At 70.1% G+C, this 25,308-nt stretch carries 23 protein-coding genes; 11 read left to right on the top strand and 12 right to left on the bottom strand.

Features of this window, described 5'->3' with window-relative positions:
• Positions 1-3: 3 nt before the first annotated feature.
• Positions 4-609 (bottom strand): TetR/AcrR family transcriptional regulator, encoded by a 606-nt coding sequence (locus ACQPXM_RS27800; RefSeq protein WP_432938675.1) that lies wholly within the window; start codon positions 607-609, stop codon positions 4-6.
• A gap of 252 nt (positions 610-861) precedes the next feature.
• Between ACQPXM_RS27800 and ACQPXM_RS27795 the strand changes: the two genes are divergently transcribed.
• From ACQPXM_RS27795 to ACQPXM_RS27780, 4 genes are read left to right on the top strand one after another with little or no spacing between them, the layout of a single operon-like run.
• Complete coding sequence (locus ACQPXM_RS27795) at positions 862-2,226, top strand: ammonium transporter (protein ID WP_432938673.1); 1,365 nt, start codon at positions 862-864, stop codon at positions 2,224-2,226.
• A complete protein-coding gene (locus tag ACQPXM_RS27790) occupies positions 2,223-2,561 on the top strand; it encodes a P-II family nitrogen regulator (protein WP_077012741.1) in 339 nt (112 codons plus the stop codon). Before ACQPXM_RS27795 ends, ACQPXM_RS27790 begins: the two co-directional genes overlap by 4 nt.
• Positions 2,562-4,823 (top strand): [protein-PII] uridylyltransferase, encoded by a 2,262-nt coding sequence (locus ACQPXM_RS27785; RefSeq protein WP_432938670.1) that lies wholly within the window; start codon positions 2,562-2,564, stop codon positions 4,821-4,823. It abuts the gene before it with no gap.
• A 10-nt stretch (positions 4,824-4,833) separates the two neighbouring features.
• Positions 4,834-5,874: a DUF2332 domain-containing protein gene (locus ACQPXM_RS27780; RefSeq protein ID WP_432938668.1), complete on the top strand. Its 1,041-nt coding sequence runs from the start codon at positions 4,834-4,836 to the stop codon at positions 5,872-5,874.
• A gap of 22 nt (positions 5,875-5,896) precedes the next feature.
• Here the strand turns inward: ACQPXM_RS27780 and ACQPXM_RS27775 are convergent, their stop codons facing one another.
• The 11 genes from ACQPXM_RS27775 to ACQPXM_RS27725 all read right to left on the bottom strand — a co-directional run bounded on the left by ACQPXM_RS27775 (position 5,897) and on the right by ACQPXM_RS27725 (position 15,217).
• A complete protein-coding gene (locus ACQPXM_RS27775; protein ID WP_432938665.1) occupies positions 5,897-6,526 on the bottom strand; it encodes an arginase family protein in 630 nt (209 codons plus the stop codon).
• Positions 6,527-6,841: 315 nt separating this feature from the next.
• A complete protein-coding gene (locus ACQPXM_RS27770) occupies positions 6,842-7,891 on the bottom strand; it encodes a hypothetical protein (RefSeq protein WP_432938663.1) in 1,050 nt (349 codons plus the stop codon).
• A 4-nt stretch (positions 7,892-7,895) separates the two neighbouring features.
• Positions 7,896-8,333, bottom strand: a complete 438-nt coding sequence (locus ACQPXM_RS27765; protein WP_432938660.1) for a hypothetical protein — start codon at positions 8,331-8,333, stop codon at positions 7,896-7,898.
• Between the two features lie 209 nt (positions 8,334-8,542).
• A complete protein-coding gene (locus tag ACQPXM_RS27760; RefSeq protein WP_432938657.1) occupies positions 8,543-9,673 on the bottom strand; it encodes a hypothetical protein in 1,131 nt (376 codons plus the stop codon).
• A 3-nt stretch (positions 9,674-9,676) separates the two neighbouring features.
• A complete protein-coding gene (locus ACQPXM_RS27755) occupies positions 9,677-10,111 on the bottom strand; it encodes a hypothetical protein (protein WP_432938655.1) in 435 nt (144 codons plus the stop codon).
• Between the two features lie 185 nt (positions 10,112-10,296).
• A complete protein-coding gene (locus ACQPXM_RS27750; RefSeq protein ID WP_432938652.1) occupies positions 10,297-10,923 on the bottom strand; it encodes a hypothetical protein in 627 nt (208 codons plus the stop codon).
• Between the two features lie 498 nt (positions 10,924-11,421).
• Positions 11,422-11,841, bottom strand: a complete 420-nt coding sequence (locus tag ACQPXM_RS27745; protein ID WP_432938649.1) for a hypothetical protein — start codon at positions 11,839-11,841, stop codon at positions 11,422-11,424.
• Between the two features lie 211 nt (positions 11,842-12,052).
• A complete protein-coding gene (locus ACQPXM_RS27740) occupies positions 12,053-13,198 on the bottom strand; it encodes a hypothetical protein (protein ID WP_432938646.1) in 1,146 nt (381 codons plus the stop codon).
• Between the two features lie 3 nt (positions 13,199-13,201).
• A complete protein-coding gene (locus tag ACQPXM_RS27735; RefSeq protein ID WP_432938644.1) occupies positions 13,202-13,633 on the bottom strand; it encodes a hypothetical protein in 432 nt (143 codons plus the stop codon).
• Positions 13,634-13,723: 90 nt separating this feature from the next.
• Positions 13,724-14,770: a hypothetical protein gene (locus ACQPXM_RS27730; protein ID WP_432938641.1), complete on the bottom strand. Its 1,047-nt coding sequence runs from the start codon at positions 14,768-14,770 to the stop codon at positions 13,724-13,726.
• Positions 14,771-14,773: 3 nt separating this feature from the next.
• A complete protein-coding gene (locus tag ACQPXM_RS27725) occupies positions 14,774-15,217 on the bottom strand; it encodes a hypothetical protein (RefSeq protein WP_432938639.1) in 444 nt (147 codons plus the stop codon).
• Between the two features lie 171 nt (positions 15,218-15,388).
• On the opposite strand from ACQPXM_RS27725, the gene ffh reads away from it, so the two are divergent.
• The 7 genes from ffh (at position 15,389) to ACQPXM_RS27690 (ending at position 25,212) form a co-directional block, all read left to right on the top strand.
• Positions 15,389-16,972: a signal recognition particle protein gene (ffh, locus tag ACQPXM_RS27720; protein WP_432938636.1), complete on the top strand. Its 1,584-nt coding sequence runs from the start codon at positions 15,389-15,391 to the stop codon at positions 16,970-16,972.
• Between the two features lie 240 nt (positions 16,973-17,212).
• Entirely contained in the window at positions 17,213-18,646 is a 1,434-nt protein-coding gene (locus ACQPXM_RS27715; RefSeq protein WP_432938633.1) for a lytic transglycosylase domain-containing protein, read from the top strand.
• Positions 18,647-19,392: 746 nt separating this feature from the next.
• The gene (locus ACQPXM_RS27710) at positions 19,393-20,571 is read left to right on the top strand and encodes a lytic transglycosylase domain-containing protein (RefSeq protein WP_432938631.1); all 1,179 of its coding nucleotides are present in this window, start codon (positions 19,393-19,395) and stop codon (positions 20,569-20,571) included.
• Positions 20,572-20,596: 25 nt separating this feature from the next.
• Positions 20,597-21,694, top strand: a complete 1,098-nt coding sequence (locus ACQPXM_RS27705; RefSeq protein ID WP_432938628.1) for an amidohydrolase family protein — start codon at positions 20,597-20,599, stop codon at positions 21,692-21,694.
• A 133-nt stretch (positions 21,695-21,827) separates the two neighbouring features.
• Positions 21,828-23,198: an N-acetylmuramoyl-L-alanine amidase gene (locus ACQPXM_RS27700; RefSeq protein ID WP_432938626.1), complete on the top strand. Its 1,371-nt coding sequence runs from the start codon at positions 21,828-21,830 to the stop codon at positions 23,196-23,198.
• Positions 23,199-23,350: 152 nt separating this feature from the next.
• Positions 23,351-24,586, top strand: a complete 1,236-nt coding sequence (locus ACQPXM_RS27695) for a histidine kinase (RefSeq protein ID WP_432938624.1) — start codon at positions 23,351-23,353, stop codon at positions 24,584-24,586.
• On the top strand, positions 24,574-25,212 hold the full coding sequence (locus tag ACQPXM_RS27690) for a LuxR C-terminal-related transcriptional regulator (protein ID WP_432938621.1): 639 nt from the start codon (positions 24,574-24,576) through the stop codon (positions 25,210-25,212). The genes ACQPXM_RS27695 and ACQPXM_RS27690 overlap by 13 nt, the downstream gene beginning before the upstream one ends.
• Positions 25,213-25,308 lie beyond the last annotated feature (96 nt).

Below are 25,308 nucleotides of genomic sequence, written 5' to 3'. Positions count from 1 at the left end.
GGGTCAGCCGGGCTGTTCCAGGATGCAGCGCAGGGTCATCTGCACCAGGTGGTCGGCGTCCTCGACCCTCGGCATCGCCTGTCCGGTCAGCGCGCGGATGACCAGCACACCGGCCAGCCACTGCACCATCAGCACCGGGTCGGCGTCGGGCCGGACGGGTTCACCCCGGCCGCGGGCCCGCTCCAGGGCTGCCGCGGTGTGGTCGACCCGGCGGTCCAGGAAGTTCCGGTAGAAGACCGCGACCTGCTCGTCACGGTTCATCTCGGAGACGGCCAGCCGGATCATCGCCAGGCCCTCGGCGCTGTTCACCAGCGCCAGCGCGTCGCGGTAGACCTGGCGCAGGTCGCCCGCGATCGAACCGGTGTCGGCGTCCGGGATCTCGATGTCGAAAAGATCGGCCAGCGCGTCGTTGGCCAGCTGGTCCTTGCTGGCCCAGCGCCGGTAGATGGTCGCCTTGCCGACGCCGGCCGCCTCGGCGACGTCGTCCACCGTCATGCCGTCGAACCCGCGCTGCAGCAGCAACTGGACGGCGTACCGCCGGATTCTCGGCTCCGCCTCCGGGTCGCGTGGCCGGCCCCGGCGTGGTCTTTCCCCGCTGTTCGTTCCCATCGGTGTGTTCCCCAGCTCGGACGGTCGCAGTGGCGCGGCTGCGGGCCGTGTGATGAGGCCAGAGTGCCACACCGGGGCCGATGTCACCTGGATGTCACCTGACCGCCCGCTTTGTCACATTCCCGAAACATCTCGACCGATCGGCTGAAACGGCGCGCCGACACCGTTTGCGGTGTGGCGCTGCGTGGGCTTCCCGGCGTTGTGGAGAACTCCTCGATGAGGACGCGGGCCACCCCCAGATCGATGGAAGGGATGACGTTGATGGAGATCAACGCCGGCGATACCGCCTGGGTCTTGGTCAGTGCCGCCCTGGTGTTCTTGATGACACCGGGCCTGGCTTTCTTCTACGGCGGCATGGTGCGCGTCAAGAGCGTGCTGAACATGATGATGATGAGTGCCATCACCATCGGTGTCGTCACCGTGCTGTGGGTGGTGGTCGGCTACTCACTCACGTTCGGCGGTGACAACGGCGGGGTGATCGGCAACTTCTCACTGGCCGGGCTGCAGGGCCTGATCGCGCCCGACGCGGTCACCGGCACCATCCCGACGCTGGCCTACGTCGGCTTCCAGCTGATGTTCGCGATCATCACCCCGGCACTGATCTCGGGTGCGATCGCCGACCGGGCGTCGTTCCGCGGCTGGATCGTGTTCGTGGCGCTGTGGACCTCGCTGGTCTACTTCCCGGTCGCGCACTCGGTCTGGTACCTCGACGGCGAGGGCGGCGGAGGCTTCATCGGCACCGGCATCAAGGCGATCGACTTCGCCGGCGGTACGGCGGTGCACGTGAACGCCGGTGCCGCGGCGCTGGCGCTGGCGATCGTGCTCGGCAAGCGGGTCGGGTGGCGCAAGGACCCGATGCGGCCGCACAGCCTGCCGCTGGTCGTGCTCGGCGCCGGGCTGCTGTGGTTCGGCTGGTTCGGCTTCAACGCCGGCTCCGCCCTGACAGCCGGTACGACGGCCGCCGTCACCTTCGTGAACACCCAGGTCGCCACCGCGGCCGCCGTGATCGGCTGGCTGATCGTGGAGCGGATCCGGCACGGCAAGGCCACCACGCTGGGCATGGCCTCCGGCGCGGTCGCCGGTCTGGTCGCGATCACCCCGGCCTGTGGCGCGCTCACCCCGGTCGGTTCGCTGATCCTCGGTGTCGTTGCCGGTGGCATCTGCGCCTTCGCGGTCTCGCTGAAGTACAAGCTCGGCTTCGACGACTCGCTCGACGTCGTCGGCGTGCACCTGGTCGGCGGTCTGGTCGGCTCGCTGGCGATCGGCTTCCTCGGCACGGCCGCGGCGCCGTCTGCGGTGGACGGTCTGTTCTACGGTGGCGGTGCCGGTCAGCTCGGCCGGCAGGCACTGGCGAACCTGATCGTCGGCGTCTACTCCTTCGTGGTCGCGTTCGTCCTGGCCAAGCTGATCGACCTGACCATCGGCTTCCGGATCAAGGAGGACGACGAACTCACCGGTGTCGACCAGGTCGAGCACGCGGAGACGGCGTACGACTTCCTGGCTGCGGGCTCCGGCCTGCGCGGCCCGGCCACGGTGGTCCGGACGCCGGCCTCGGTGGTCCAGGACGACGCACCGGACACGAAGGACACTGCTGAGAAGGAAGGTGCGAACGCATGAAGCTGATCACCGCGGTGGTCAAGCCGCACAAGCTCGAGGACGTGCGGACCGCGCTGGAGACGTTCGGCGTGACCGGTATGACGGTCACGGAGGCCAGCGGCTACGGCCGGCAGAAGGGCCACACCGAGGTCTACCGCGGCGCCGAGTACGAGGTGGACCTGGTCCCGAAGGTCCGGCTCGAGGTGGTGGTCGAGGAAGGTGACGCCGCCGACGTGCTCGACGTGATCGTGAAGGCCGCGCAGACCGGCAAGATCGGCGACGGCAAGGTCTGGGTGACGCCGGTCGAGACGATCGTCCGGGTCCGCACCGGCGAGGTCGACGGAGACGCGCTGTAGATGGTGGACCGGGCAGCACAGCGGCGCGCACGGGCCGAGGAGGCCGACGCGCTGCTGTACCTGCTCCTCTCGAAAGCCTGCGACGCCCTCGGTGTGCCCACCGAGGGCGTCGCGCTGGTCGCCGTCGGCGGCTACGGCCGGGAGGAGCTGTCGCCGTACAGCGATCTCGACGTGATGCTCGTGCACGTCGAGGGGTACCCACGGGTGGACGAGCTGGCCGCGCAGATCTGGTATCCGCTGTGGGACTCGCGGACCAGGCTGGACCACAGCGTGCGGACCTTGGAGCAGGCGCGTCAGGCGGCGGCAGACGACGTACGGGTGGCGCTGGGGCTGCTGGACGCGCGGCACGTCGCCGGAGACTCGCATCTCACGCTGCAGCTGCGGTCCGTGCTGATGGCCGACTGGCGTCGTACGGCGCGAGACCGGCTGCCCGCGCTCGCGCAGGCCTGTCGTGACCGGGCGTCGACGGTCGGGGAGCTGGCGCATCTGGCCGAGCCGGATTTGAAGGAGGCGTACGGCGGGCTGCGGGATGCGGTGGTGCTGCGGGCGCTGGTGGCGTCGTGGCTGGTCGACGTGCCGCATCCGGTGCTCGAGCGGGCTCGACTTGATCTCCTGGACGTGCGCGACGAGCTGCATGCTGTGGCCGGGCGGGCAACCGACCGGTTGGTTGCCGACGTGACCGCCGATGTCGCCGCCGGGCTCGGTCTCCCGGGACGTGACGCGCTGCTGCGCCACGTCTACTCGACCGGGCGCACGCTGGCTCACGTGTGCGATGTGTCCTGGCGGCGGATCGAGAGCCTGGTGGCCAGACCGCCTCGCTCGCGGCGTCGCCGTACCGGTGGGCCGTTGCTGCTCGCGCTGGACGAGGGGGTCGGGCAGCACGAGGGTGAGGTCGTGCTGATGCCGGACGCTCGGCCGGAGCGGGACCCGGCGCTCGGCCTGCGGGCAGCGGCTGTTGCTGCAGACAGGGAGCTGGTGCTGTCGCCTGCTGTCGCGGCACGGCTCGCTGCGACGGCTGCTGAGCTGCCGGAGCCTTGGCCGGGGGAGGCGCGGCGGCTGTTCTGCGCGTTGCTCGGTGCTGGACAGGGCCTGCTCGAGGTCTGGGAGACGATGGACCAGACCGGGTACATCTCGCGGCTGCTGCCCGAGTGGGACAGCGTGCGCTTCCGGCCGCCGCAGTCGGCCATCCACCGCTACACGGTCGACCGGCACCTGCTGGAGACCTGCGTCGAGGCGTCGACCATGGTCCGGGACGTCCGGCGGCCGGATCTGCTGCTGGTCGCCGCGCTGATCCATGACCTGGGCAAGGCGGTCGAGGGTGACCACAGCGTGACCGGTGCGGCGATCGCTGCGGTGATAGCGCGCCGGCTCGGCTTCAGCGAGGCGGACGCGGACACGATCACCCTGCTGGTCCGTCAGCACCTGATGCTCGCGCAGGTCGCGACTCGGCGGGATCTGGACGACCCGATGACGGTCGACCTCGTCGCGGGCATCGTCGGTGACACCGAGACGCTGGACCTGCTGGAGGCGCTCACGTACGCCGATGCGCGGGCTGCTGGCCCGGCGGCGTCGTCACCGTGGAGGCTGCGGCTGGTCGGGGAGCTGGCTCGGCGCGTGCGGGGCGAGCTGTCGGGAGGAGGCTCGAGTCTCTGGCACGAGGCTCCGGCTCTGCCGATGCCCGAGCTGCATCAGGTGGTCGGAGTCGGCCGGCTGGGCGTGACGGTGTCGGAGCACCACGGGGACCTGCGGGTCAACGTGGCCGTGCCGGACCAGGTCGGGACGCTGTCGACGGTGGCCGCCGTACTGGCTGTGGAGCGGCTCGCCGTGCGCTCCGCGGTGATCACCTCGGTCGAAGGACTCGGCATCTCGTCGTGGACGGTCGCCGGCTCGGCACCTGACCCGGTGCGGCTCCGGGACCGGCTGGCCGTGGCTCTCCGCGACAACAGCGACCTCGTACGCCGGTTGGCGGCGCGGGACTCGTCGGTGTCACGCAAGGGGCCTGCCGCGCGGGTCGACTTGTTGCCAGAGGCGTCGGAAACCGCAACGGTGCTGCAGGTCCGGGCACACGACCGGCCCGGGCTGCTGTACGACGTGACGGCTGCGATCGCGGTAACGGGTGCGGACATCCGCTCGGCTCATGTGAGCACGCTGGGCGCGGAGTGTGTCGACGTGTTCTACCTGACGGATCCGCACGGCTCGCCGCTGGAGGACGAGGACGCGCGTGTGACGGCGAAAACAGTCTTGGATCGATTGACCTCTTAGGGTCATCGGTGTGGACGTTGTAGAAGCCTTCCAGCTCCAGGCAGCGGCGTGCGAAGAACTCGGCTCGCCGCTGTACGCCGATCTGCTCCGCCGGCTCGTGGACGACTACGAGCTCGGCGGCATCAGCACCCGCGTGCTGGCCGGGCACGAGCAGGACCCGGGGCCCTCCGCGCTCGCTCTGCGGCTGCTCGGCTCGGTGCACCGGCTGGTGCTGGCCGGTGAGGCGCCGGAGCTCGGGGTGTTCTACCCGAGCGTCGGCGGGGAGTGGGACCCGGTTCTCGGCTGGACGGCGTTCGAGCAGGTCCTGCAGGCGCGGGGACCCGAGCTGCAGAGCCTGCTGACCCAACCGCCACAGACCAACGAGGTCGGCCGCGCGACGGCCCTGTACGGCGGACTCCTGCGGCTCTTCGAGGCGGTCCCGCTGCCGGTCCGGCTGTTCGAGATCGGGGCAAGCGGTGGGCTGAACCTACGCGCCGACTGCTTTCGCTACCAGGTGGCCGACCAGACCTTCGGCGCCGCCGACAGCCCGGTGGTCTTCGCCGACGCCTGGACGGGCCGGCCGATCACGCCCGCGCCGGAGCTGCGGATCGCCGAACGGGTCGGCAGCGACATCAACCCGGTCAATCCGCTGACCGAGGACGGCGCGCTCACGCTCACGTCGTACGTGTGGCCGGACATGACCGAACGCCTCGAACGACTCCGCGGCGCCCTGGAGGTCGCGCGTGCGGTGCCGGCCGACGTACGGCGTGAGGACGCGGTGTCGTTCCTGCGCAATCTGGAACTGTCCGAGGAACACGTCACGGTCGTCTGGCACTCGGTGATGTGGCAGTACCTCACCCGCGCCGACCAGGCCGCCGCCGACGAGGCGATCGCGGCGCTGGGGGAGCGGGCCAGCGCCTCGGCTCCACTGGCCCGCCTGTGTCTCGAACCGATGCGCCGTACGCCGGAGGCGCCGTACGAGTTCCTGGTGGTACTGCAGACGTGGCCGGGCGGCGTACGCCGGATCCTCGGGCATGCGGCGCCGCACGGGTTGCCGGCGGTCTGGGAGTAGCCCGGTCCTTGGTGTAGCGGTCTCAGCTGTCGAACGCGGCGACGAGCGTGTCGGTGAGTTCACGGGCGTACGTGCCGTCCGGGTCGAGATCCGGGTCGAAGATCCCGACATCGATCCCCACGCACTTGTCCGACGCGAGCAAGGGCTTCAACAGCGCCCGCAATTGCTCGTGCTGGATCCCACCGGGATCCGGACTGTCCACCGCGGGCATCACGGAGGCGTCGAGGATGTCGACGTCCAGATGCACCCAGAACCCGTCGAGCTTCTCCAGCTGCTCGACCACTTCGCCGCCCGTCCCGTCGCCGATCTCCGCCGCCGGCCACGTCCCGATCCCCGCCGCCCGCACGTCGTCGGCGTACTCGTCGTCGTCCCGAATCCCCAGCAGCACCGCGTCCTCGTCCCGCACATACGGCTTCAACCCGTCGAGATCGACCAGATCGTCCTGCCCCCGCCCGGTCACCAACGCCAACGCCTCCCCACCCGCCGCCCCGACGTACGGCGAGTTCTCCACCGTCCGAAAATCCGAGTGCCCGTCCAGATACACCACCCCGAACCGCCCCCGCCGCCGCAACGCCACCGCCGGCCCGAGCAAGTTGCTGCACTCCCCGCCCAGCAACACCACAAGGTTGCCCTCGTCAACCAACTTCCCCACCCGCTCAGCCACTCTCAGGCTGTACTCCGCCATCGCCCCCGCGTTGAACACCCCATCCCCCGGCTTCCAGTCCCCCCGGTCGTACCGAGGCGGCGTCACACACCCGCCATCCGCCGCCCCGATCCGCGTCACAAACCCCTGATCCCTCAGCGCCCCCGCCAGCTTGTAACACCCCGGCACAGTCCCCACCTTCGGCGGCCGCAACCCCAAGTTGGAAGGCCCATCCACCACAACCCGCCGCTTCGCCACCGTCGCCGCCCCTAACCGCTCGTAGATGTCTGAATGGTTAACCCTAGGCCACGCGAGTTGCTTCTCCTAGCGGTCACGCCCCGTCGTACGCTCAGGATTCGGCGGCGCCGGCCTACCCGCGCCCCGCGCTCCCTGCCCCAAGGAGGGCGGCCTTCTCGCAGCCCCCGCCGCGGGTGCCAGCCCGTCCAAGAAGCGCATCTCCGGTACTTTGTCCTGCGCCGAGGGCATCGCGGCGCCACGGGCCGACCCGTCCGCTCGATGGTCCGGATCAGGAGTTGATGCCCCACCGCCTCGCTCCCGCACTGCTGGATCGAAGACGTCGCCCGGGAACGGGCCGTTCCGTCCGGACGCGTAGTGCCCGCGGATGGCGTCGACCGCTGAGTTGACCTTGACGGCGATGTCACGTGCCACACCTGTCCCGATGCTGCTGCCCATGTGCCGGATCTCGGTCCAGGCCGGGTGCAACATCGGCCTGATCAGTGCTGCTCGCACCGCTGGGTGGTCGCCCGTGGGGACGACATCGGCCAGGCGATTCTGCAGTACGCCGTCGGCCAGACAGTCCAGATGGAGCACGCCAGGCCCACGGGACAGCGCATCGAGCAACGCACCATCGCCCTTTCGTGGTCCGGACGCCTGAACGATCAGCCCTTCGATCGCGGCGTACGGGGCTGGGTACTGAGGATCCGGAACGGGGAGCTCGCCGTACCCGGCCCGATCGGCGAAGGCCTCGATGTCGGCCATCGCTCGCACCTCGGCGACACCCTCCATGACGTTCCAGATGAGGTTGCTCCGGATCGCGTTCCGGGCTTGTGGCGCGTCGATTTCCATCCCAGCGTGAGTGGTTTCGTGGAGGATCGTCGCCAACGCCTGGGCCTGCTCAGCGGCCGTGCTCGGGAAGCCCGAGCCGCGGAGATGCCGCAGCACGTGCTGGTCCGACAGGGTGATCGCACCCGACCGTCGGTCGACGCTGCCCCAGTTCCCGCTGCCCCCGGCGAGGAGTACGCCGTTCCAGCGGTCCGTGGTGGTCGGACGCAAAGTCCGCGCGAGTCGGTAAAGCCGCTCGAACTCTCGGTAGACGGCCGTTCCGCGCGGTACGAGGTGCGCGGCGCTGTCCACCAGATCAGCTGTCCTGTCCCGGCTGATCGTCCGCCGGCCACAACGGATTGCGCAGCCCGTCCTCCACGTGCTCCATCGATCTCGTCATCGCCCTGATGTGCGGCGCTTCGTCGCGGTCGGCGCGATCGGCGATCTCCCAGATCATTCGCCGCGCAGTGGCGAGCGCCTCGATCTGCTCCTCGACCGTGCCCTGGACCTGATACGCAGCGGCCTGGATCCGCCCGGCTTCGTGGTACAGCTCGCTGTACTCGCGCGGCGGCGCAGGCGACTTGGCCAACGAGGCGATCAGCGTCTTGGCCCAACGAAGGTCGTCCTCGGCGGCGTCGTCCGGTATCAACTCCAGCAACCGAGCTTGCTCCGCGGCCACGTCCGCCCCATCCCGCCTCACCCGACCCCGCGCATCGGTGTACGCCGAGTTGAACTTCGCGATGTCCAGCGGCACCGTTGTCTCCTTCGGTCGAGATGTCCGGTGAAACGCTAGCGGGTCGACGCGTTGGGCGGCCGCCGTTATCCACAGGTCTTCGCAGGTGGAGTCAGCGACCTCCCGGTCGGGCCCGTCCCGCGTCGCCGAATCCCAGGGCCCGCCCTCTCGAGCCCCGCAGCCAAGCGGTTCAGCCAGCTGTTGGGTGCTATCCGTTGACCGTCCAACCGCTACTCGCGCTCAACTCCAGACTCCGGCCGCCGGTCCCGCCCGCCCTGCCCCGCTCCCCGCGCGCCTTGCCCCAGCGAAGGCCGCCGCCCGGTCGCGCCAGCCGCAGGCGCCACCCCGTCCAGGAACCGCATCGCCGCGACCCCAGCCTCACCTCGACCCGAAGGCGTCCAGCCGCCCTTCACCGGCTCGTCGGCCCGCTCACCGACCCCTGGTGCCGCCCCACCATGTCGGTCACCCGGCGCAGACCTGTCGACCCGATCCCTCGCATCCGGTGCCGGCAACGCCGCCAACCTGTTGCCCTCAGCAACCCGCGCTGCCTCGGCGTTCGGACCCTCCGCCGGGAACACCTGCGCCGGCTGAGCGCGGTAATGCTGGCGGATCTCGTCGACGACGGTGTTCAGCTTGATCTGGATGTCGCGCGCGACATTCTCGCCGATGCCGCTCGGCATCTTGCCGATCTGACTCCACGCGGGATGCAGCATCGGCTCGATCAGCGCCGCCCGGACGGCCTGGTGGTCACCGACAGGAACGACCTCCGCCAGCCGGTTTTGCAGCACACCGTCGGCGAGTTGGTCCAGATGCAGCGCGCCGGGACCCAAGGACAACGTGTTGAGAAGTGCCTCACGATCCCTGCGCGGACCCGAGGCCTCTTCCATGAGCCCGTCGATGGCGGCGTACGGAGCGGGATACTGAGGCTGTGGCGTCGGGAGCGGGCCGTATCCGGCACGAACCGCGAAGGCCCGGACATCGGTGATGGCACGAAGTTCGGCGACGCCCTCCATGACGTTCCACGTGGATTTCCTCCGGACCGCGTTGGGATGGTCCGGTGCATCCAGTTCCATCGATGCGTGGGTTGTTTCGTGGAGGATCGTCGCGAGTGCTTGCGCTTGTTGCCTGGCGGTGGTTGAGAAGCCCGAGTCCCGCAAATGCCGCAGTACGTGCTCGTGCGAGAGGGTGAGCGCGCCCGACAACCGGTCGACGCTTCCCCAGTTACCGGTGCCGCCGGCGAAAAGATCGCCGTTCCATCGGTCAGTGCTCCACGGGCGCAGCGTGCGGGCCAGCCGGTAGAGCCGCTCGAATTCTCGGTAGACGGCGGTGCCGCGTGGTACGGCGGCTGCGCCGTCGTTCACGGCTCAATCGTCCTGATTGCTGTCGTCGTCCGGCCAGAGCGGGTCCCGTAGGCCGTTCTCCACGTGCTCCATCGATCTGGTCATCGCCCTGATATCCGGCGCCTCTTCCGGATCCGCCCGATCGGCGATCTCCCAAATTCGGCGCCGGGCCTCCTCGAAAGCGGCGATCCGCTCCTCGACCGTCCCTTCGGCCTGGTACGCGGCCACCTGAATCCGCCCGGCCTCGTGGTATAGCTCACTCCACTCCCGAGGCGGCTCCGGCGGCTCGGCCAAGGAGACGATCAAGGTGTCGGCCCATTCGACGTCGTCCCTCGCGGCGTCGTCCGGCACGAGTTCCCGCAACCGAGCCTGCTCCGCTGCCACATCAGCGTCCCCTCGGTCGATTCGGTACCGCGCATCCGAGTACGCCGAGTTGAACTTCGCGATGTCCAGCGGCACGGCTTCTCCTTCGGTTCGGCTCTTCGGTGAAACGCTAGCGGTAGAGCGTGCTGGGCGGCTGGCGTTATCCACAGGTCGTCGCACGATTGAGTAAACGGCCTCCCGGTCGGGCTCGTTCTCGCGTCGAGCCTGGCACCCAAGCAAGTCAGCCAGCCGATGCGCGCTCTCCGCTGACTGTCCAACCGCTACTCGCGCTCAACTCCAGACTCCGGCCGCCGGTCCCGCCCGCCCTGCCCCGCTCCCCGAGCGCCTTGCCCCAGCGAAGGCCGCCGCCCCGTCGCGCCAGCCGCAGGCGCCACTCCGTCCAGAAACCGCATTGCCGCGACGTCAGCCTCACCTCGACCCGAAGGCGTCCAGCCGCCCCGCACCGGCCCGTCGGATCGATCACCGACCCCTGGCGCCGCGCCATCAAGCCGGTCGCCCGGCGCAGACCTGTCGACCCGATCCCTCGCATCCGGCGCCGGCAACGCCGCCAACCTGTTGCCCTCAGCAACCCGCACCGCCTCGGCGTTCGGTCCGTCCGCCGGGAACACCTGCGCCGGCTGAGCGCGGTAATGCTGGCGGATCTCGTCGACGACGGTGTTCAGCTTGATCTGGATGTCGCGCGCGACACTCTCGCCGATGCCGCTCGGCATCTTGCCGATCTGACTCCACGCGGGATGCAGCATCGGCCCGATCAGCGCCGCCCGGACGGCCTGCTGGTCACCCACGGGGACGACCTCCGCCAGCCGGTTCTGCAGCACGCCGTCGGCCAATTCGTCGAGGTGCAGCGTGCCCGGACCCTCGGGACAGGGCGTCAAGCAGAGAACCACGTCCTCTCCTTGGCCCCGACGCCTGCTGCAAGAGTCCGTCGATGGCGGAGTACGGCGCGGGGTACTGAGGCGGTGGCACTGGAAGTTCTCCGTACCCGGCGAGCACCGCGAAGGCCGGGATGTCGGCAATGGCCCTCACCTCCGCGACGCCCTCCACATCAGGTTCCTGTGGACGGCGTTGGCTGCAGTCGGAGCCTCCAAGGCCATCCCCGCGTGCGTCGCTTCGTGGAGGACCGTGGCGAGCGCCTGCGCCTGCTGGTCCGGACCGCCCCGAGAGTCCGAGCCGTGGAGATGACGGAGCACATGGTGGGCGGACAGTGTGATCGCGCCGGAGTTCCTGTCGACGCTTCCCCAGCTTTCCGTTCCACCCGCGACGAGGTCACCGTTCCAGCGATCCGTGGCCGTCGGACGCAGTGTGCGGGCAAGGTGGTACAGCCGCTCGAACTCTCGGTAGACCGCGCTCTGACGCGGTACGAGGGACAGGCCGCCCTGCACGCGTCAGTCGTCCTGCGGCAACAACGGGTTCCGCAGCCCGTCCTCGACGTGCTCCATCGACCGAGTCATGGCTCTGATGTGCGGCGCCTCGTCATCGGCCGCGCGATCAGCGATCTCCCAGATCCGTCGCCGAGCCTCCCGCAGCGCAGCAATTTGCTCCTCGACGGTTCCTTCGGTCTGGTAAGCGGCCACCTGGATCCGTCCCGCCTCGTGGTAGAGCTCACTCCACTGCCTGGGCGGCGCAGGCGGCTTGGCCAGCGAGGCGATCAGGTTCTCGGCCCACTCACGATGCTCCTCGGTGGCGTCGTCCGGTATGAGTGTCCGCAGTTGCGCCTGCTGAGTCGCCACATCGGCCTGCTCACGCTCGACGCGACCCCGCGCATCGGTGTACGCCGAGTTGAACTTCGCGATGTCCAGCGGCACGGGATCTCCTTCGGTTCGGCTCTTCGGTGAAACGCTAGCGGTAGAGCGTGCTGGGCGGCTGGCGTTATCCACAGGTCATCGCAGGGTGGAGTCAGCGACCTCCCGGGCGAGCCCCGTCCCGCGTCGCCGAATCCCCGCGCCCGGTCCTCGCGAGCCCCGCACCCAAGCGATTCAGGCAGCTGACGCGTGCTCTCCGCTGACCGCCCAACCGCTACTCACGCTCAACACCCGACTCCGGTCGCCGCTCCCGCCCACCCAGCCCCGCTCCCCGAGCCCCCTGCCCCAGCGAAGCCCGCCGCCCTGTCGCGCCAGCCGCAGGTGCCACGCCGTCCGGAAACCGCATCGCCGCGACCCCAGCCTCACGTCGCCCCGAAGGCGTCCACCCGCCCTGCACCGGCCCGTCGCCCCGATCACCGACTGCCGGCGCCGCCCCATCAAGCCGGTCGCCCGCACCCGGCGCAGACCTGTCGACCCGATCCCTCGCATCCGGCGCCGGCAACGTCGCCAACCTGTTGCCATCAGCAACCCGCGCCGCCTCAGCGTTCGGTCCGTCCGCCGGGAACACCCGTGACGGCTGAGCGCGGTAGTGCTGCCGAATCTGGTCGACCCTCGCGTCGAGGTCACGGCGAATCCCGTCGGCGACCGCCCGGTCGACGTCCGCGCCGACCTTGTCTGTCAGTTGCAACCAGCCCGGGACGGCCATCGTCGCGATCAACGCCGCTCGTACCGCACGCCGGTCGACCTCGCGAGCGGGGACCACGTCCTCCAGGCGGTTGCGGACCACACACTCTGCGAGTTGATCCAGGTGCATCACGCCCGGACCACGCACGGCCACGTCGAGCAACTGACCCCTTGTCTGGCGAGGTCCGGACGCCTGGTGAACCAGTTCGTCGACCGCGGCATGCGGAGCCTTGTACGCCGGCTTCGGAAACGGCAGCTTGCCGTAGCCGGCGCGTACAGCGAACGCGGTGAAGTCGGTCATCGCGCGGACCTCCGCGAAGCCCTCGATCACCTTCAACGCGTGCTCGGCCCGTACGGCGTTGGGCTGGTCTGGCGCGTCGATCTCCATCCCGGCGTGCGTCGTCTCGTGCAGAATCGTCGCCAGCGCCTGAGCGCGCTCGCTCGGAGTCGAGTTGAACCCGGAGCCGTGCAGGTGCCTGAGGACATGCTCGGCCGACAACCGGATCGCGCCGGTCTTCGGGTGGACCGCGCCCATGTTCTCGCCGCCGCCTGCGACGAGGCCACCGTTCCAACGGTCGGTCGCCGTCGTGCGGAGACTCCTGGCGAGCCGGTACAGCCGCTCGAACTCCCGGTAAGTGGCCGAGCCCCGTGGAACGAGCGTCAGGCTGTTGGCCACCGGTCAGTCGGCCTGTTCGGCCGTCTCCTCCCAGAACGGGTGTCGCAGGCCTTCCTCCAGGTGTTCCATCGCCCGCGTCATCGCGCGAATGTGCGGCGCCTCGTCGCGGTCGGCCCGATCGGCGATCGCGAAGATCTCCCTGCGAGCCCGTTCGAACGCCGCGATGCGCTCCTCGGTGGTCCCTTCAGTGGCGTAACTGGCCGCCGCGATCCGGCCGGCCTCGTGGTAGAGCGGACTCCACTCGGGCTCCGGCGGCGCAGGATCTGCGAGAGACTCGATGAGCGTCTGAGCCCACTCCCTGTCCTCGGCCGCAGCGTCGTCCGGCACAAGCCCGCGAAGCTCCGCCTGCTCGGCCGCGACGTCGCCCCCCTCCCGATCCACGCGATACCGCGCGTCGGAGTACGCCGAGTTGAACTTCGCGATGTCCAGTGGCACGGGCTCTCCTTCGGTTGGGATGTCAAGTGAAACGCGAGCTGTTCGGCACGCTGGGCGACCGGACTTATCCACAGGTCGTTGCGCGACATGTCAGCTTCGGTCGCGCTCCGTGCCGCGGTGCGGATCCCGCCGGATCGGTCCTTCCGAGCCCCGGGCTCCCTGGCCCAACGACGGTCTCCTCGCCGTGGCGCCCGATGCTGGTGCCTGGCCGCTGAGGAATCGCAGGTCGACGCCGTCGACCACTGGGGACGGCGCTCGTTCTGGCTCGGTCGTTCGGCCGGTGGTGGGGGACAACTGGATTGCCGCCGGATTCGGAACGTCGGCCGGATACGGCGGCTGGAAGCCGCCTCGGTAGTGGTGACGGATCTTGTCGACCTCGGAGTTGAGGTCCTGGCGGATCTCGCCGGCCAGCGCGAGGCCCGAGCGGGCCGGGCGCTTGAGCAGGGTCGTCCAGAGTGGGTTCGCGAGTGGGCCGATCAGGGCCGCTCTGACCGCTTGGCGGTGGTCCTCGCGGTTCGGGACGACGTCAGCGAGCCGGTTGTGAATCACGCTGTCGGCCAGTTGATCGAAGTGCATGGCTCCCGAGCCGCCGGCGAGTTGTTTGAGGAGTGCCTGGCGGTCTTTGGCCGGGCCCGACACCTGGGACACCAGGTCGTCCATGGCTGCGAAGGGACCGGGATACTGCGGCTGGGCGAGGACCAGACCGCGGTAGCCGGCCACGGCGACGAAATTGTCGAAGTCGTGGACGGCGCGATACTCGGCCACGCCTTCCATGACGCCGATGGACCGCTCGTCGCGGACCGCATTGGGAGCCTCGGGTGCGTCGGTGAACATCCCGGTGTGCGTCGCTTCGTGCAGCACCGTGGCGAGGGCCTGTGCCTGGCTCTGGCGATCGGTGTCGGCGGGCGAGCCCGTCAGATGGCGCAGAACCAGATCCGCCGACATGTGCAAGGCGCCGGTCTTCGGATCGAACCTGCCCCATCGCGGGTCGGCATCCGGTGCCCGGTACGTCGCGTAGAGATCGCCGTTCCAACGGTCGACCGGGGTCTCACGCAGGGATCGGGTGATTCCGTACAGACGGCTGAACTCCCGGTGGACGGCGGAGTCGCGAGGAACGAGCCGGTCGCCGCCGGACACCGATCAGTCGGCCTGTCCGGGCTGGTTGCTCGCGGGCCAGGGCGGGTCGCGCAGGTAGTCCTCGGCGTGGTCGAGGGCTCTGGTCATCGCCCGGATCGCCGCGGCTTCGTCGTCGTCGGCACGGTCCGCGAGCGCGAAGATCTTGCGGCGGGCGTCCTGGAGCGCTGCGATCCGCTCCTCGGTGGGACCTTCGGTCCGGAACGCGTCGGCGTGGATTCGGCCGGCCTCGTCGTACAGCGCGCTTGGTTGAGGTGGCGGCGGCGACGGCACAGCCAGGCCGGCGATCAGCTCCGTCGTCCAGGTCTTTTCGTGCTCGGTCGCATCGGCGGGCACCATTGCAAGGAGCTTCGCCTGCTCGGTGGCGATCACGCCCGGCTCCGTGGTGCCGCGAATGCGGTCCCGAGCGCGCGACACCGCGGTGGTGAACTGCTCGATGTCTACTGGCACGGTCTCTCCCCGCGACGACGCTGGTACTGACAGGAACGGTATCCGGATTGCCGGTCGCAGCGTGGGAGTTGTCCACAGGCCACCGCGCCGAGTCCTGCCTGGTCGCGGTGGTCGGAGCGGCCGGTAGACTCGTCGAGTTGTCTGGGTTCGACTGAAGAAACGGACTTTGCTGTGTTCGACACGCTTTCCGATCGGCTTTCCGCTGCGTTCAAGAACTTGCGGGGGAAGGGCAGGCTGACCGACGCCGACATCGACGCGACCGCCCGGGAGATCCGGATCGCGTTGCTGGAGGCCGATGTCGCGTTGCCGGTGGTGAAGGAGTTCATCGCTGCCGTCAAGGAGCGGGCCGCCGGCGCCGAGGTGCGGGGTGGGCTGAACCCGGCGCAGCAGGTGATCAAGATCGTCAACGAGGAACTGGTCAAGATCCTCGGTGGCGAGACGCGTGAGCTGCGGATGGCCAAGCGGCCGCCGACGGTGATCATGCTGGCGGGTCTGCAGGGTGCTGGTAAGACGACGCTGGCGGGCAAGCTCGCGAAGTGGCTGAAGGAGACGCGGCACCAGACGCCGATGCTGGTCGCGGCCGACCTGCAGCGGCCGAACGCCGTGACGCAGCTGCAGGTGGTCGGTGACCGGGCCGGCGTCCCGGTGTTCGCGCCGGAGCCGGGCAACGGTGTCGGTGACCCGGTGCAGGTCGCCAAGCAGGCGATGGACGAGGCGCGGACCAAGCAGTACAGCGTCGTGATCGTCGACACGGCCGGCCGGCTGGGTGTCGACGCCGAGCTGATGCAGCAGGCCGCGGACATCCGCGACGCGGTGACGCCGGACGAGATCCTGTTCGTCGTCGACGCGATGATCGGTCAGGACGCGGTGGTCACCGCGCAGGCCTTCCTGGACGGCGTCGGCTTCGACGGTGTGGTGCTGTCCAAGCTGGACGGCGACGCCCGCGGCGGTGCCGCGCTGTCGATCGCGCAGGTCACCGGCCGCCAGGTGATGTTCGCGTCGAACGGCGAGAAGCTCGAGGACTTCGACGTCTTCCACCCCGACCGGATGGCGTCGCGCATCCTCGGCATGGGCGACGTGATGAGCCTGATCGAGCAGGCCGAGCGGACCTTCGACGCCGACCAGGCCGCCAAGACCGCCGCCAAGCTGCAGAAGAAGGGCGGCAAGGACTTCACCCTGGACGACTTCCTCGCCCAGATGCAGTCGGTGCGCAAGATGGGCCCGCTGACCAAGATCTTCGGCATGCTGCCCGGCGCGGCCCAGTTCAAGGACCAGCTGGAGAACTTCGACGAGCGCGAGATCGACCGGATCGAGGCGGTCATCCACTCGATGACGCCGGCCGAGCGGGCCGATCCGCACATCATCAACGGTTCCCGCCGGGCCCGGATCGCGAAGGGCTCGGGCACCGAGGTGGCCACCGTCAGCGGCCTGGTCGAGCGGTTCTTCGAGGCCCGCAAGATGATGTCGGCGATGGCCAGCGGCAAGGGCATGCCGGGCATGCCAGGGATGCCGGGAATGCCCGGAATGCCGGGCATGGGCGGCGGCAAGAAGGGCAAGCAGCAGGCGAAGAAGGGCAAGTCCAAGCGCGGCTCCGGCAACCCGGCCAAGCGGGCCAACCAGGGTCCCTCGCAGCCGGCCGAGCCCGCGCCGGGCGAGCTGCCGGCCGCGTTCGGCGGCCAGCTCGGCAACAGCAACTTCGAGCTGCCGGACGCCTTCAAGAACCTGCTCGACGGGGACGACAAGAACAAGCAGTGAATTCCTCCGTCGGAGGATGACGCCTGCGCCGCCCGCGCGTACGGTGAGGGAGCGGGGTGCGAGCCCCGCGGGGGAGTGGCCGGTACGACGGGCGCAGTACGTCGTACGAGTGCTTGAAAGTGGTTGTCCGAGCCGGGGGACTCACCGTGACCGGTTGTCCCTGACCGCTCACCCGTTAAGATCGTGCCTGCGCCCGGAGCACGGGGGTAACTGCGGAATACGTCGAGGAGACGGGTTCGGATGAGGCGGCAGTTCAAGGATCTGGACACGTGGCGGGGCAAGTTGACCGCGACGTGGATCTGCCTTGCCCCGCCCGCCGCGATGGTCGCCGTGTTCGTCGCCGGCGGCGTCCCCTCGAACACGTTCGTGGTCGACGCGCACGCGCTCAGCCAGCCGCGCCAGGACTCGGTGTTCGACGACCTGGTCGAGGACGTGCCGAAGGTGCCCGGCGTCGACGGCAGCATCGGCTCGGAGAAGCGGTCCACGATCGAGGTCCCGGTGACCGGCGCGACCGACAGCAAGCAGCAGCCGGTGGTCGGGCCGAGCGGAGCGGTCTCGGGCATTCCCGGCACCGTGCTCGCGGCGTACCAGAAGGCCGCGAACGACCTCGCCGTCGCCAAGCCGAACTGCCACATCACCTGGCCGCTGCTGGCCGGTATCGGCAAGGTCGAGTCCGCGCACGCCAGCGGCGGCCGCGTCGACGCGACCGGCAAGACCCGGGGCCAGATCCTCGGGCCGGTGCTCGACGGTGGGCCGGGCATGGCAGCGATCGGTGACACCGACGGCGGCCAGTACGACGGCAACACCCAGTGGGATCGCGCGGTCGGCCCGATGCAGTTCATCCCGGGCACCTGGAAGGGGTTCGGCGCCGACGGCAACAACGACGGCCTGAAGGACCCGCACAACGTGTTCGACGCGGCGCGGGCGGCCGGCGACTACCTCTGCTCGGCCAACGCCGACCTGAGCGACCCCCAGGGTCTGGCCGAGGCGGTGCTGCGCTACAACCACTCGATGGACTACGTGTCCACCGTGCTGCGCTGGATGAAGTCGTACAGCAAGACGACCGTCACCACCCCGGACGACGACGGCGTGATCACCCCGCCGGGCGACGACGACGGCAACGTGCAGCACGACGACGACCCGACCCAGATCCCGGGCGACGACGAGACCACGCCGCGGCCATCGGCCACCACCAGTACGACGACGACGCAGCCGACCCAGCCCGCCCAGACGACTCGGCCCACGCAGCCGATCACGTCGCCGACGCTGACCCCGACGTCGCCGCTGCCGTCTACCCCGCGCCCGACCTCGCGGCCGCCGTGGACGAACCCGCCGAAGCCGCCGACGAAGCCGCCGACGCCGACGCTGACCCCGTCACCGACGGAGACCCAGACCCCGACGACGACGCCGACCACCTCGTCGCCGACGCCGACGCTGACTCCTACGCCGACGCCGACCCCCACGCCGACGCCGACACCCACGCCGACGCCGACGAACACCCAGGACACGCAGACGCCGACCCAGGAGCCCACGCAGGATCCGTGCGTGACGCCGACCCCGACTCCGACGGCGACGCCGACCCCGGCTCCGACCTGCACCACCCCCGACGGCCAGTCCACGACCGGCACCGACGGCGCGACCCCGACCGACGCCCCGAAGCCCAAGACCTCCTGATCGGGGCCCGAGGCCCGGAATTCGATCTGGGCCGAGGGCATGAAACAGGCCGGAGCCCGGAGCCCTGATCCGACTCGGGCGCGAGTGAGTGGGGGCCGCGAGCCAGGGGCCGCCGTTGCGACCGGCGTGGAGCGGGTCGCACCGGGAGCCGAGGACGGGAGCGTGGTATCGGCGCGGCTCCGCCGCGGCCGTGGGCGGGCACCGACCGGGGGTGTGGTCGGGCGCGCGGACCAGGGGTGTGCGCGGACGCGGACCCTGGGATGTGGACGGCCGCGCGGACCGGAGGCGTGGACGGTCGCGCGGACCAGGGGTTTGGGCGGGCGCGGACCTTGGGGTGTGGACGGTCGCGCGGACCCGGTGTGGACGGGTGCGAGGAAGAGCGCGCGGAAGGAGCGCGCCGCCGGAGTTGCCCGAGGCACGCGAACGGGCGCACCCTCCAGAACCCTTCCAGGCAAGGCGATCCACCCGCCGGCGCGCAGGCCCACGTCCAACCACCGGACCCGGTGGTCCGGAACTCCACGCGACCCGGTACGGTACGCGGAACGACGATCGAGCCACCCGCCCCAGCGGCGTACACCGTGTGCCGAGTGCCCTGTTTCGCAGCGGGCCTCCGGCAACGTTAACTTTCCGTCAGATCTCGATAACTTTCTGGCGCGTCGTTCGTTGATGGGACTATGCGCCTAACCCGTAGTGGAAACCGTCGGGTCAAAATCATCATCGCTTCACTGTGCACGGCCCCCCTCCTGGTGGGGGCCATCGTCACGGTCGCCTCGGGCGGAGCCGGTGCCTCCGGCCAGCTCGCGGCGGACAGCCCGGTCGCCCCATCGCCTGGGGCCGGGCTGAACAGCGGTGAATTCGACGAACTGACAATGATCGTCCCGCAGCGTCCCGGAGTGGACGGCCGGATCGGATCGGACAAGCCCGCCCGCGCCGACGTGCCCGTGCAGGGCGCGACCGACGGCCGCTCGGTCGTCCGGCCGGGCCGCCCGAACGCCGTCAACGGCATCCCGCGCGGGGTCTTCCCCGCCTACCGCCGCGCCACCGCGAATCTCGCCGTGGTCCGGCCGAACTGCGGTCTGACCTGGCCCCTGCTGGCCGGGATCGGCAAGGTCGAGTCCAACCACGCCAGTGGCGGCCGGGTCGACGTGGCCGGCACCACCCGCGGCAAGCTGCTCGGCCCGGTGCTGAACGGTCGCGCCGGCCTGGGCAAGATCCCCGACACCGACCGCGGCCGGTACGACGCCGACCGGGTCTGGGACCGCGCGGTCGGCCCGATGCAGATCGTTCCGGGGGTCTGGAGCGAGTTCGGCGCCGACGGCAACGGTGACAGCTTCCGCAACCCCAACAACGTGTACGACGCGGTCACCACGGTCGCGGTCTACCTGTGCTCCGAGGGCGACGATCTGAAGCGCCCGCGCGACCTGGTCGCGGCGCTGCTGCGCTACCAGCACTCCAAGGACTTCGTCGCCACCGTGCTGCGCTGGATGCGCGTGTACAGCAAGAGCGCCGTCCTGATCCCGAACGCGAAGGGCAACCTGTCGACCCCGAAGCCGGCCGGCAACGCCGAGCGCAAGGTCGATCCGCGCGACGTCCCGGACGTGCCGGACGACACCAAGACGACGACGCCGAAGCCGCTGCCGACCACGCCGGTCGAGACGTCGATCCCGCGGCCGGTCGACCCGACGCCGCCGGTGACCGACAAGCCGACCCGGCCGGCCACCAAGCCGACCAAGCCGCCGTCGGACCGGCCGACGCCCACGCCGACCGAGGACACCCCGACGCCGACGCCGACGCCGACCCCGGATCCGACGCCCACCCCGACACCCACGCCGTCCACGACGCCGTCGGAGTCGCCGACCGGTTCGCCGTGTGCGACTGAGGGCAACCCCACACCCTGCACGCAGGGCAGCGGCTCGCACGGCTGACACGTTCCCGGTTACGGTCGGCGGTATGACGACGACCGGATCCGGGGTACTCAGACTCGCCGGCACGGTGCTGCCGGCCGGCGAGCGGCAGGAGATCCACCTCAGTGGCGGGCTGGTCGTCGACCGGCCCGCCACTGCTGACGTCAGCACGCTGAGCACCGACGGCTGGATCGTGCCGGGCCTGGTCGACGCGCACTGCCACATCGGCCTGGACCAGCGCGGCGCGGTCGACGAGGCGACCCAGGTGGAGCAGGCGATCGCCGACCGGGACGCCGGCGCGCTGCTCGTCCGCGACGCCGGTTCGGCCGCCGACACCCGCTGGATCGACGACCGCGCGGACCTGCCGAAGATCATCCGGGCCGGCCGGCACATCGCCCGCTCGAAGCGCTACATCCGCAACTACGGCTGGGAGATCGAACCGTCCGAGCTCGTCGCGTACGTCGAGCAGGAGGCTCGTCGCGGTGACGGCTGGGTCAAGCTGGTCGGCGACTGGATCGACCGGGACGCCGGCGACTTGACCCCGTGCTGGCCGGCCGACGTGCTCGACGCGGCGATCGCCCGCGCTCACGAGCTCGGCGCGCGAGTCACCGCGCACGTCTTCGGCGAGCACGCCCTGCCCGATCTGCTGGCCGCGGGCATCGATTGCCTCGAGCACGCGACCGGACTGCGGCCGGAGATGCTCGACGAGATGGCCAGGCGCGGCGTCGCCGTCGTACCGACGATCATCCAGCTGGAGAACTTCCCGCTCTACGCCGACCAGGCCGAGGCGAAGTTCCCCCAGTACGCCGCGCACATGCGTGACCTGTTCGCCCGCCGCCACGAGACGCTGCGCAACGCGTTCGAAGCCGGAGTCCCGGTGTACGCCGGGACCGACGCCGGCGGAGTCCTCGGTCATGGGCTGGTCGCCGACGAGATCCGGGCGCTGACCGAGATCGGCATGTCCGGCGAGCAGGCGCTCGCGGCCGGATCGTGGGCCGCGCGCGAGTGGCTCGGCGTACCGGGGGAGCTGACGCCGGGTGCGCCGGCCGACCTGGTGGTCTACGACGAGGACCCGCGCCGGGATCCACGTGTGCTCGACCGGCCGCGGCTGATCGTGCTGCGGGGCCGCGTGGTGAAGGGCTGAACGGGCCGTATCCTGCCGTGATCGAGTCATTTCACCCAGTGACCGCAAAAAGTTCACTCAACTACTGGTCCGGCCGGAAGATATTGCCATACCGTGAGGAAAACCTTCGACGCCCCTCGGAAGGAATCCGCCCATGTTCCACACCGCCCGCGTCCGCAGACTGACCGCCGTGCTCGCCACGGCGGCCGCCGGCGCACTCGCCTTGAGTGCGCTGCCCAGCAACGCCGCCGAGCCGGTCGAGACCGGCACCACCTCCACGCTGGCCGAGGCGTTCACGACCGCCGCGACCCAGTACGACGTACCGCGTGAACTGCTCGTCGGCATCGGGTACGCCGAGTCGCACCTCGACGGCCACGACGGCCGGCCCAGCCAGGCCAACGGGTACGGCGTGATGCACCTGGCCAGCAATCCGGCCAACCCGACGCTGTCCGAGGCCGCCAAGCTCACCGGGCTCCCGGTCGAGAAGCTGGCCAAGGACCCGAGCGCGAACGTGCGCGGCGCGGCCGCCGTCCTGGACGCCTACGCCGACAAGGCCGGTCTGCAAGGGGCCGCGCGCAACGATCTCGGCAAGTGGTACTCGGCCGTCGCCCAGTACTCGCACTCCGCCGACGGCCCGACCGCCCGGCTCTACACCGACGAGGTCTACCGGATCATCGGCCTCGGCGTCGGCGCCGCGGGGGTCTCGACCCGGCCGGTCAAGGTGACCCCGGACCGCGGCACGTACGCCAACGTCGCACCGCTCGGCACCCGGACGCCGAGCTCGATCGCAGCGGTGGACTACCCGGGCGCGATCTGGAACGCGGCCAGCACCAGCAACTACCGCGTCGGCCGGACCGCTGCGATCAGCACGATCGTCATCCACGTCACCCAGGGCTCGTACGCCGGCACGATCAGCTGGTTCAAGAACCCGGCGGCGCAGGTCAGCGCGCACTACGTGATCCGGTCCAGCGACGGCCAGGTGACCCAGATGGTGGCCGAGAAGGACACCGCCTGGCACGCCCGCAGCACCAACCCGTACACGGTCGGCATCGAGCACGAGGGCTGGGTCGACCAGCCGTCGTGGTTCACCGACGCGATGTACCGCTCGTCGGCGGCGCTGACCCGCAACATCGCCGACCGGCGGGGCATCCCGAAGGACCGCGCGCACATCCGCGGTCACAACGAGCTGCCCGACAACGACCACACCGACCCGGGCCCGAACTGGAACTGGACCTACTACATGCAGCTGGTGAACGGCGCGAACCCGAACCCGCCGACCTACAACTTCACCACCTACGGCAGCGGCGTACGGGTCCGCTCGGACGCGCGGTTGTCCGCGTCGATCGTGACCACGTTGCCCGGCCCGACGCAGGTGTTCGTCACCTGCCAGAAGCAGGGTGACACGGTGACCGCCGAGGGCACCTCCAACAACTGGTGGTCCAAGCTGCGCGACCAGGGCGGCTACATGACCAACATCTACATCGACCACCCGGACGCAAAACTGCCCGGCGTACCGGTCTGCTGACACGTACCCGACCGGCCCGGCGGAGTGCGCGCCGCCGGGCCCGTCGGGTCGGTACTATCCAGTGGACTCCCCGGCGAAGAGTAGAGCCTGCTGTACCGACGGGGACGGGTCCGTTGGCGGAGGATCGGTGCTGACGACGATGGAGGCACACGATGCTCACGAAGATCCTGGCGCGGGGCTGGCCGGCCTGCCGGTACCTGCTGGTGCGCTATCTGGTCGGGATCACCGCGATCGCAGCGACGCCGATCGGGCTGCTGCTCGGCTGGGCGATTCCGGGGATCACCGCGGGTTTGGTCCGGTTCGCCAATGCCGAGCGGGCCGCTGCGACGAAGTACTTGGGGCTGCCTGAGGAAGCACCGATGCCGGAAGCGGTCGAGCGCGGGCCGGGCGACGTGGTCACGCTGGTGAAGGACAGGTCGTTCTGGCGCAGCCTGCTGGTCATCCCGCTGTCGCTGCTGACCATCCCTGGTCTGATCGTTGCCATCAGCGCCCTTTTCGCCGCACCCGGCGGACTGATCGGCATGGTGCTTTGGAAGCTGGACCCGGGCGAGTTCACCCTGCTCGGCCTCCCGGTCAACAGTTGGCTCGACGCGCTCCTGCTTGGCCCGGCGCAGATCCTGGTCGGATTGGCATTCATGGCCTGGCTGGCTCCGGCCGCGGCGACCGGCTACGCCCGTGCTCTTCGTCGAACCCTCGCGCCGAGTCCTGCCGAGCTGGAGACCGCGCTGCTCGCCCAGCGGGTCGAGGAGCTCACCCGCACCCGCGCCGGAGCAGTCGACTCGCACGGCGCAGAGCTGCGCCGGATCGAGCGCGACCTGCACGACGGAACGCAGGCTCAGCTCGTCTCACTGGCGATGCGGATCGGCGTGGCCAAGCAGATGATGGCCGACAACCCCGAGCAGGCCGCCAAGCTGCTGGACGACGCCAGGGACGGCGCCGAGCAGGCGATGACCGAGCTGCGCGGCGTACTGCGCACGATGTACCCGCCGATCCTGCAGGACCGGGGTCTGGCCGGAGCGGTGTCGGCGTTGTCGGCGCGCAGCCCGATCCCGGTCGAGCTGCGGGTCGGTGAGCTCGGCCAGGTGCCGGCCGCGGTCGAGGCGGCGGCGTACTTCGTCGTGGCCGAGTCGCTGACCAACATCTCCAAGCACTCCGCGGCCGGCCACGTCGATCTGCTGCTCGAGCGCCGCGGCTCGGACCTGTACCTGGCGATCACCGACGATGGCATCGGCGGCGCCCGCGCCGGCGACGGGCCGGACCAGCTCGGGCGGGGGAGCGGCCTGCGTGGCATGGTTCACCGGGTGGAAGCGATCGACGGACGGATGGAACTGACCAGCCCGATCGGCGGGCCGACGACGGTCGAGGTGGTGCTGCCGTGCGGGTCGTGATCCTGGAGGACAACCCCATCCTGGCCGAGGGCCTCGGCCTGCTGCTGGGCAACTCCGGCTTCGAGGTGATCGGGGTGGCCGGGGACGCGACCGAGTTCGCCACGCTGATGGAGGCGAACCCTCCGGACATCGCGGTCGTCGACGTCCGGCTGCCGCCCACCTTCACCGACGAGGGTCTGCGGGCCGCGATCGAGGCCCGCCGGATCCGGCCGGGACTCCCGGTTCTGGTCTTCTCGCAGTACGTCGAGGAGGTGTACGCCGCGGAACTGCTGGCCTCCGGCAGCGAGGGCATCGGCTACCTGCTCAAGGACCGGGTCTCACGGGTCGACGAGTTCCTCGAGGCGCTGCACCGGGTCGCCGACGGGGGCACTGTGCTCGACCCCGAGGTGGTCAGCCAGTTGATGGTCAAGCGCAACGATCCGCTGGACCGGCTCACTCCGCGCGAGCGCGAAGTGCTCGCGCTGATGGCCGAAGGGCTCGGCAACGCCGCGATCGCGGAGAAGCTGGTGATCAGTGAAGGGGCCGTGCACAAGCACGTCGGCAACGTGTTCCTCAAGCTCGACCTGCCGCCGACCGACTCCGGTCACCGCCGGGTGCTCGCCGTTCTGGCTCATCTGGGCTTGTAAGCGCTTGCCCTGACAACGTAGGTCTTCACCTCTTGACGGTTCGTGCCCGATCCAGGACGCTGAGTCGCGAGAGCGCTCTCACCGCACCCCAACCGC

This window comes from Kribbella sp. CA-253562 (genome assembly GCF_050942265.1).
Lineage (GTDB): Bacteria > Actinomycetota > Actinomycetes > Propionibacteriales > Kribbellaceae > Kribbella.
Note: the sequence above shows the minus strand (reverse complement) of the source record. Positions and strands in the feature narration are given on the sequence as shown.

Excerpts from the sequence above, each read along its gene's own strand:
- ACQPXM_RS27800 (WP_432938675.1), bottom strand. The coding sequence starts at position 609 with ATGGGAACGAACAGCGGGGAAAGACCACGCCGGGGCCGGCCACGCGAC.
- ACQPXM_RS27795 (WP_432938673.1), top strand. The coding sequence starts at position 862 with ATGACGTTGATGGAGATCAACGCCGGCGATACCGCCTGGGTCTTGGTC.
- ACQPXM_RS27790 (WP_077012741.1), top strand. The coding sequence starts at position 2,223 with ATGAAGCTGATCACCGCGGTGGTCAAGCCGCACAAGCTCGAGGACGTG.
- ACQPXM_RS27785 (WP_432938670.1), top strand. The coding sequence starts at position 2,562 with ATGGTGGACCGGGCAGCACAGCGGCGCGCACGGGCCGAGGAGGCCGAC.
- ACQPXM_RS27715 (WP_432938633.1), top strand. The coding sequence starts at position 17,213 with ATGAGGCGGCAGTTCAAGGATCTGGACACGTGGCGGGGCAAGTTGACC.
- ACQPXM_RS27705 (WP_432938628.1), top strand. The coding sequence starts at position 20,597 with ATGACGACGACCGGATCCGGGGTACTCAGACTCGCCGGCACGGTGCTG.
- ACQPXM_RS27700 (WP_432938626.1), top strand. The coding sequence starts at position 21,828 with ATGTTCCACACCGCCCGCGTCCGCAGACTGACCGCCGTGCTCGCCACG.
- ACQPXM_RS27695 (WP_432938624.1), top strand. The coding sequence starts at position 23,351 with ATGCTCACGAAGATCCTGGCGCGGGGCTGGCCGGCCTGCCGGTACCTG.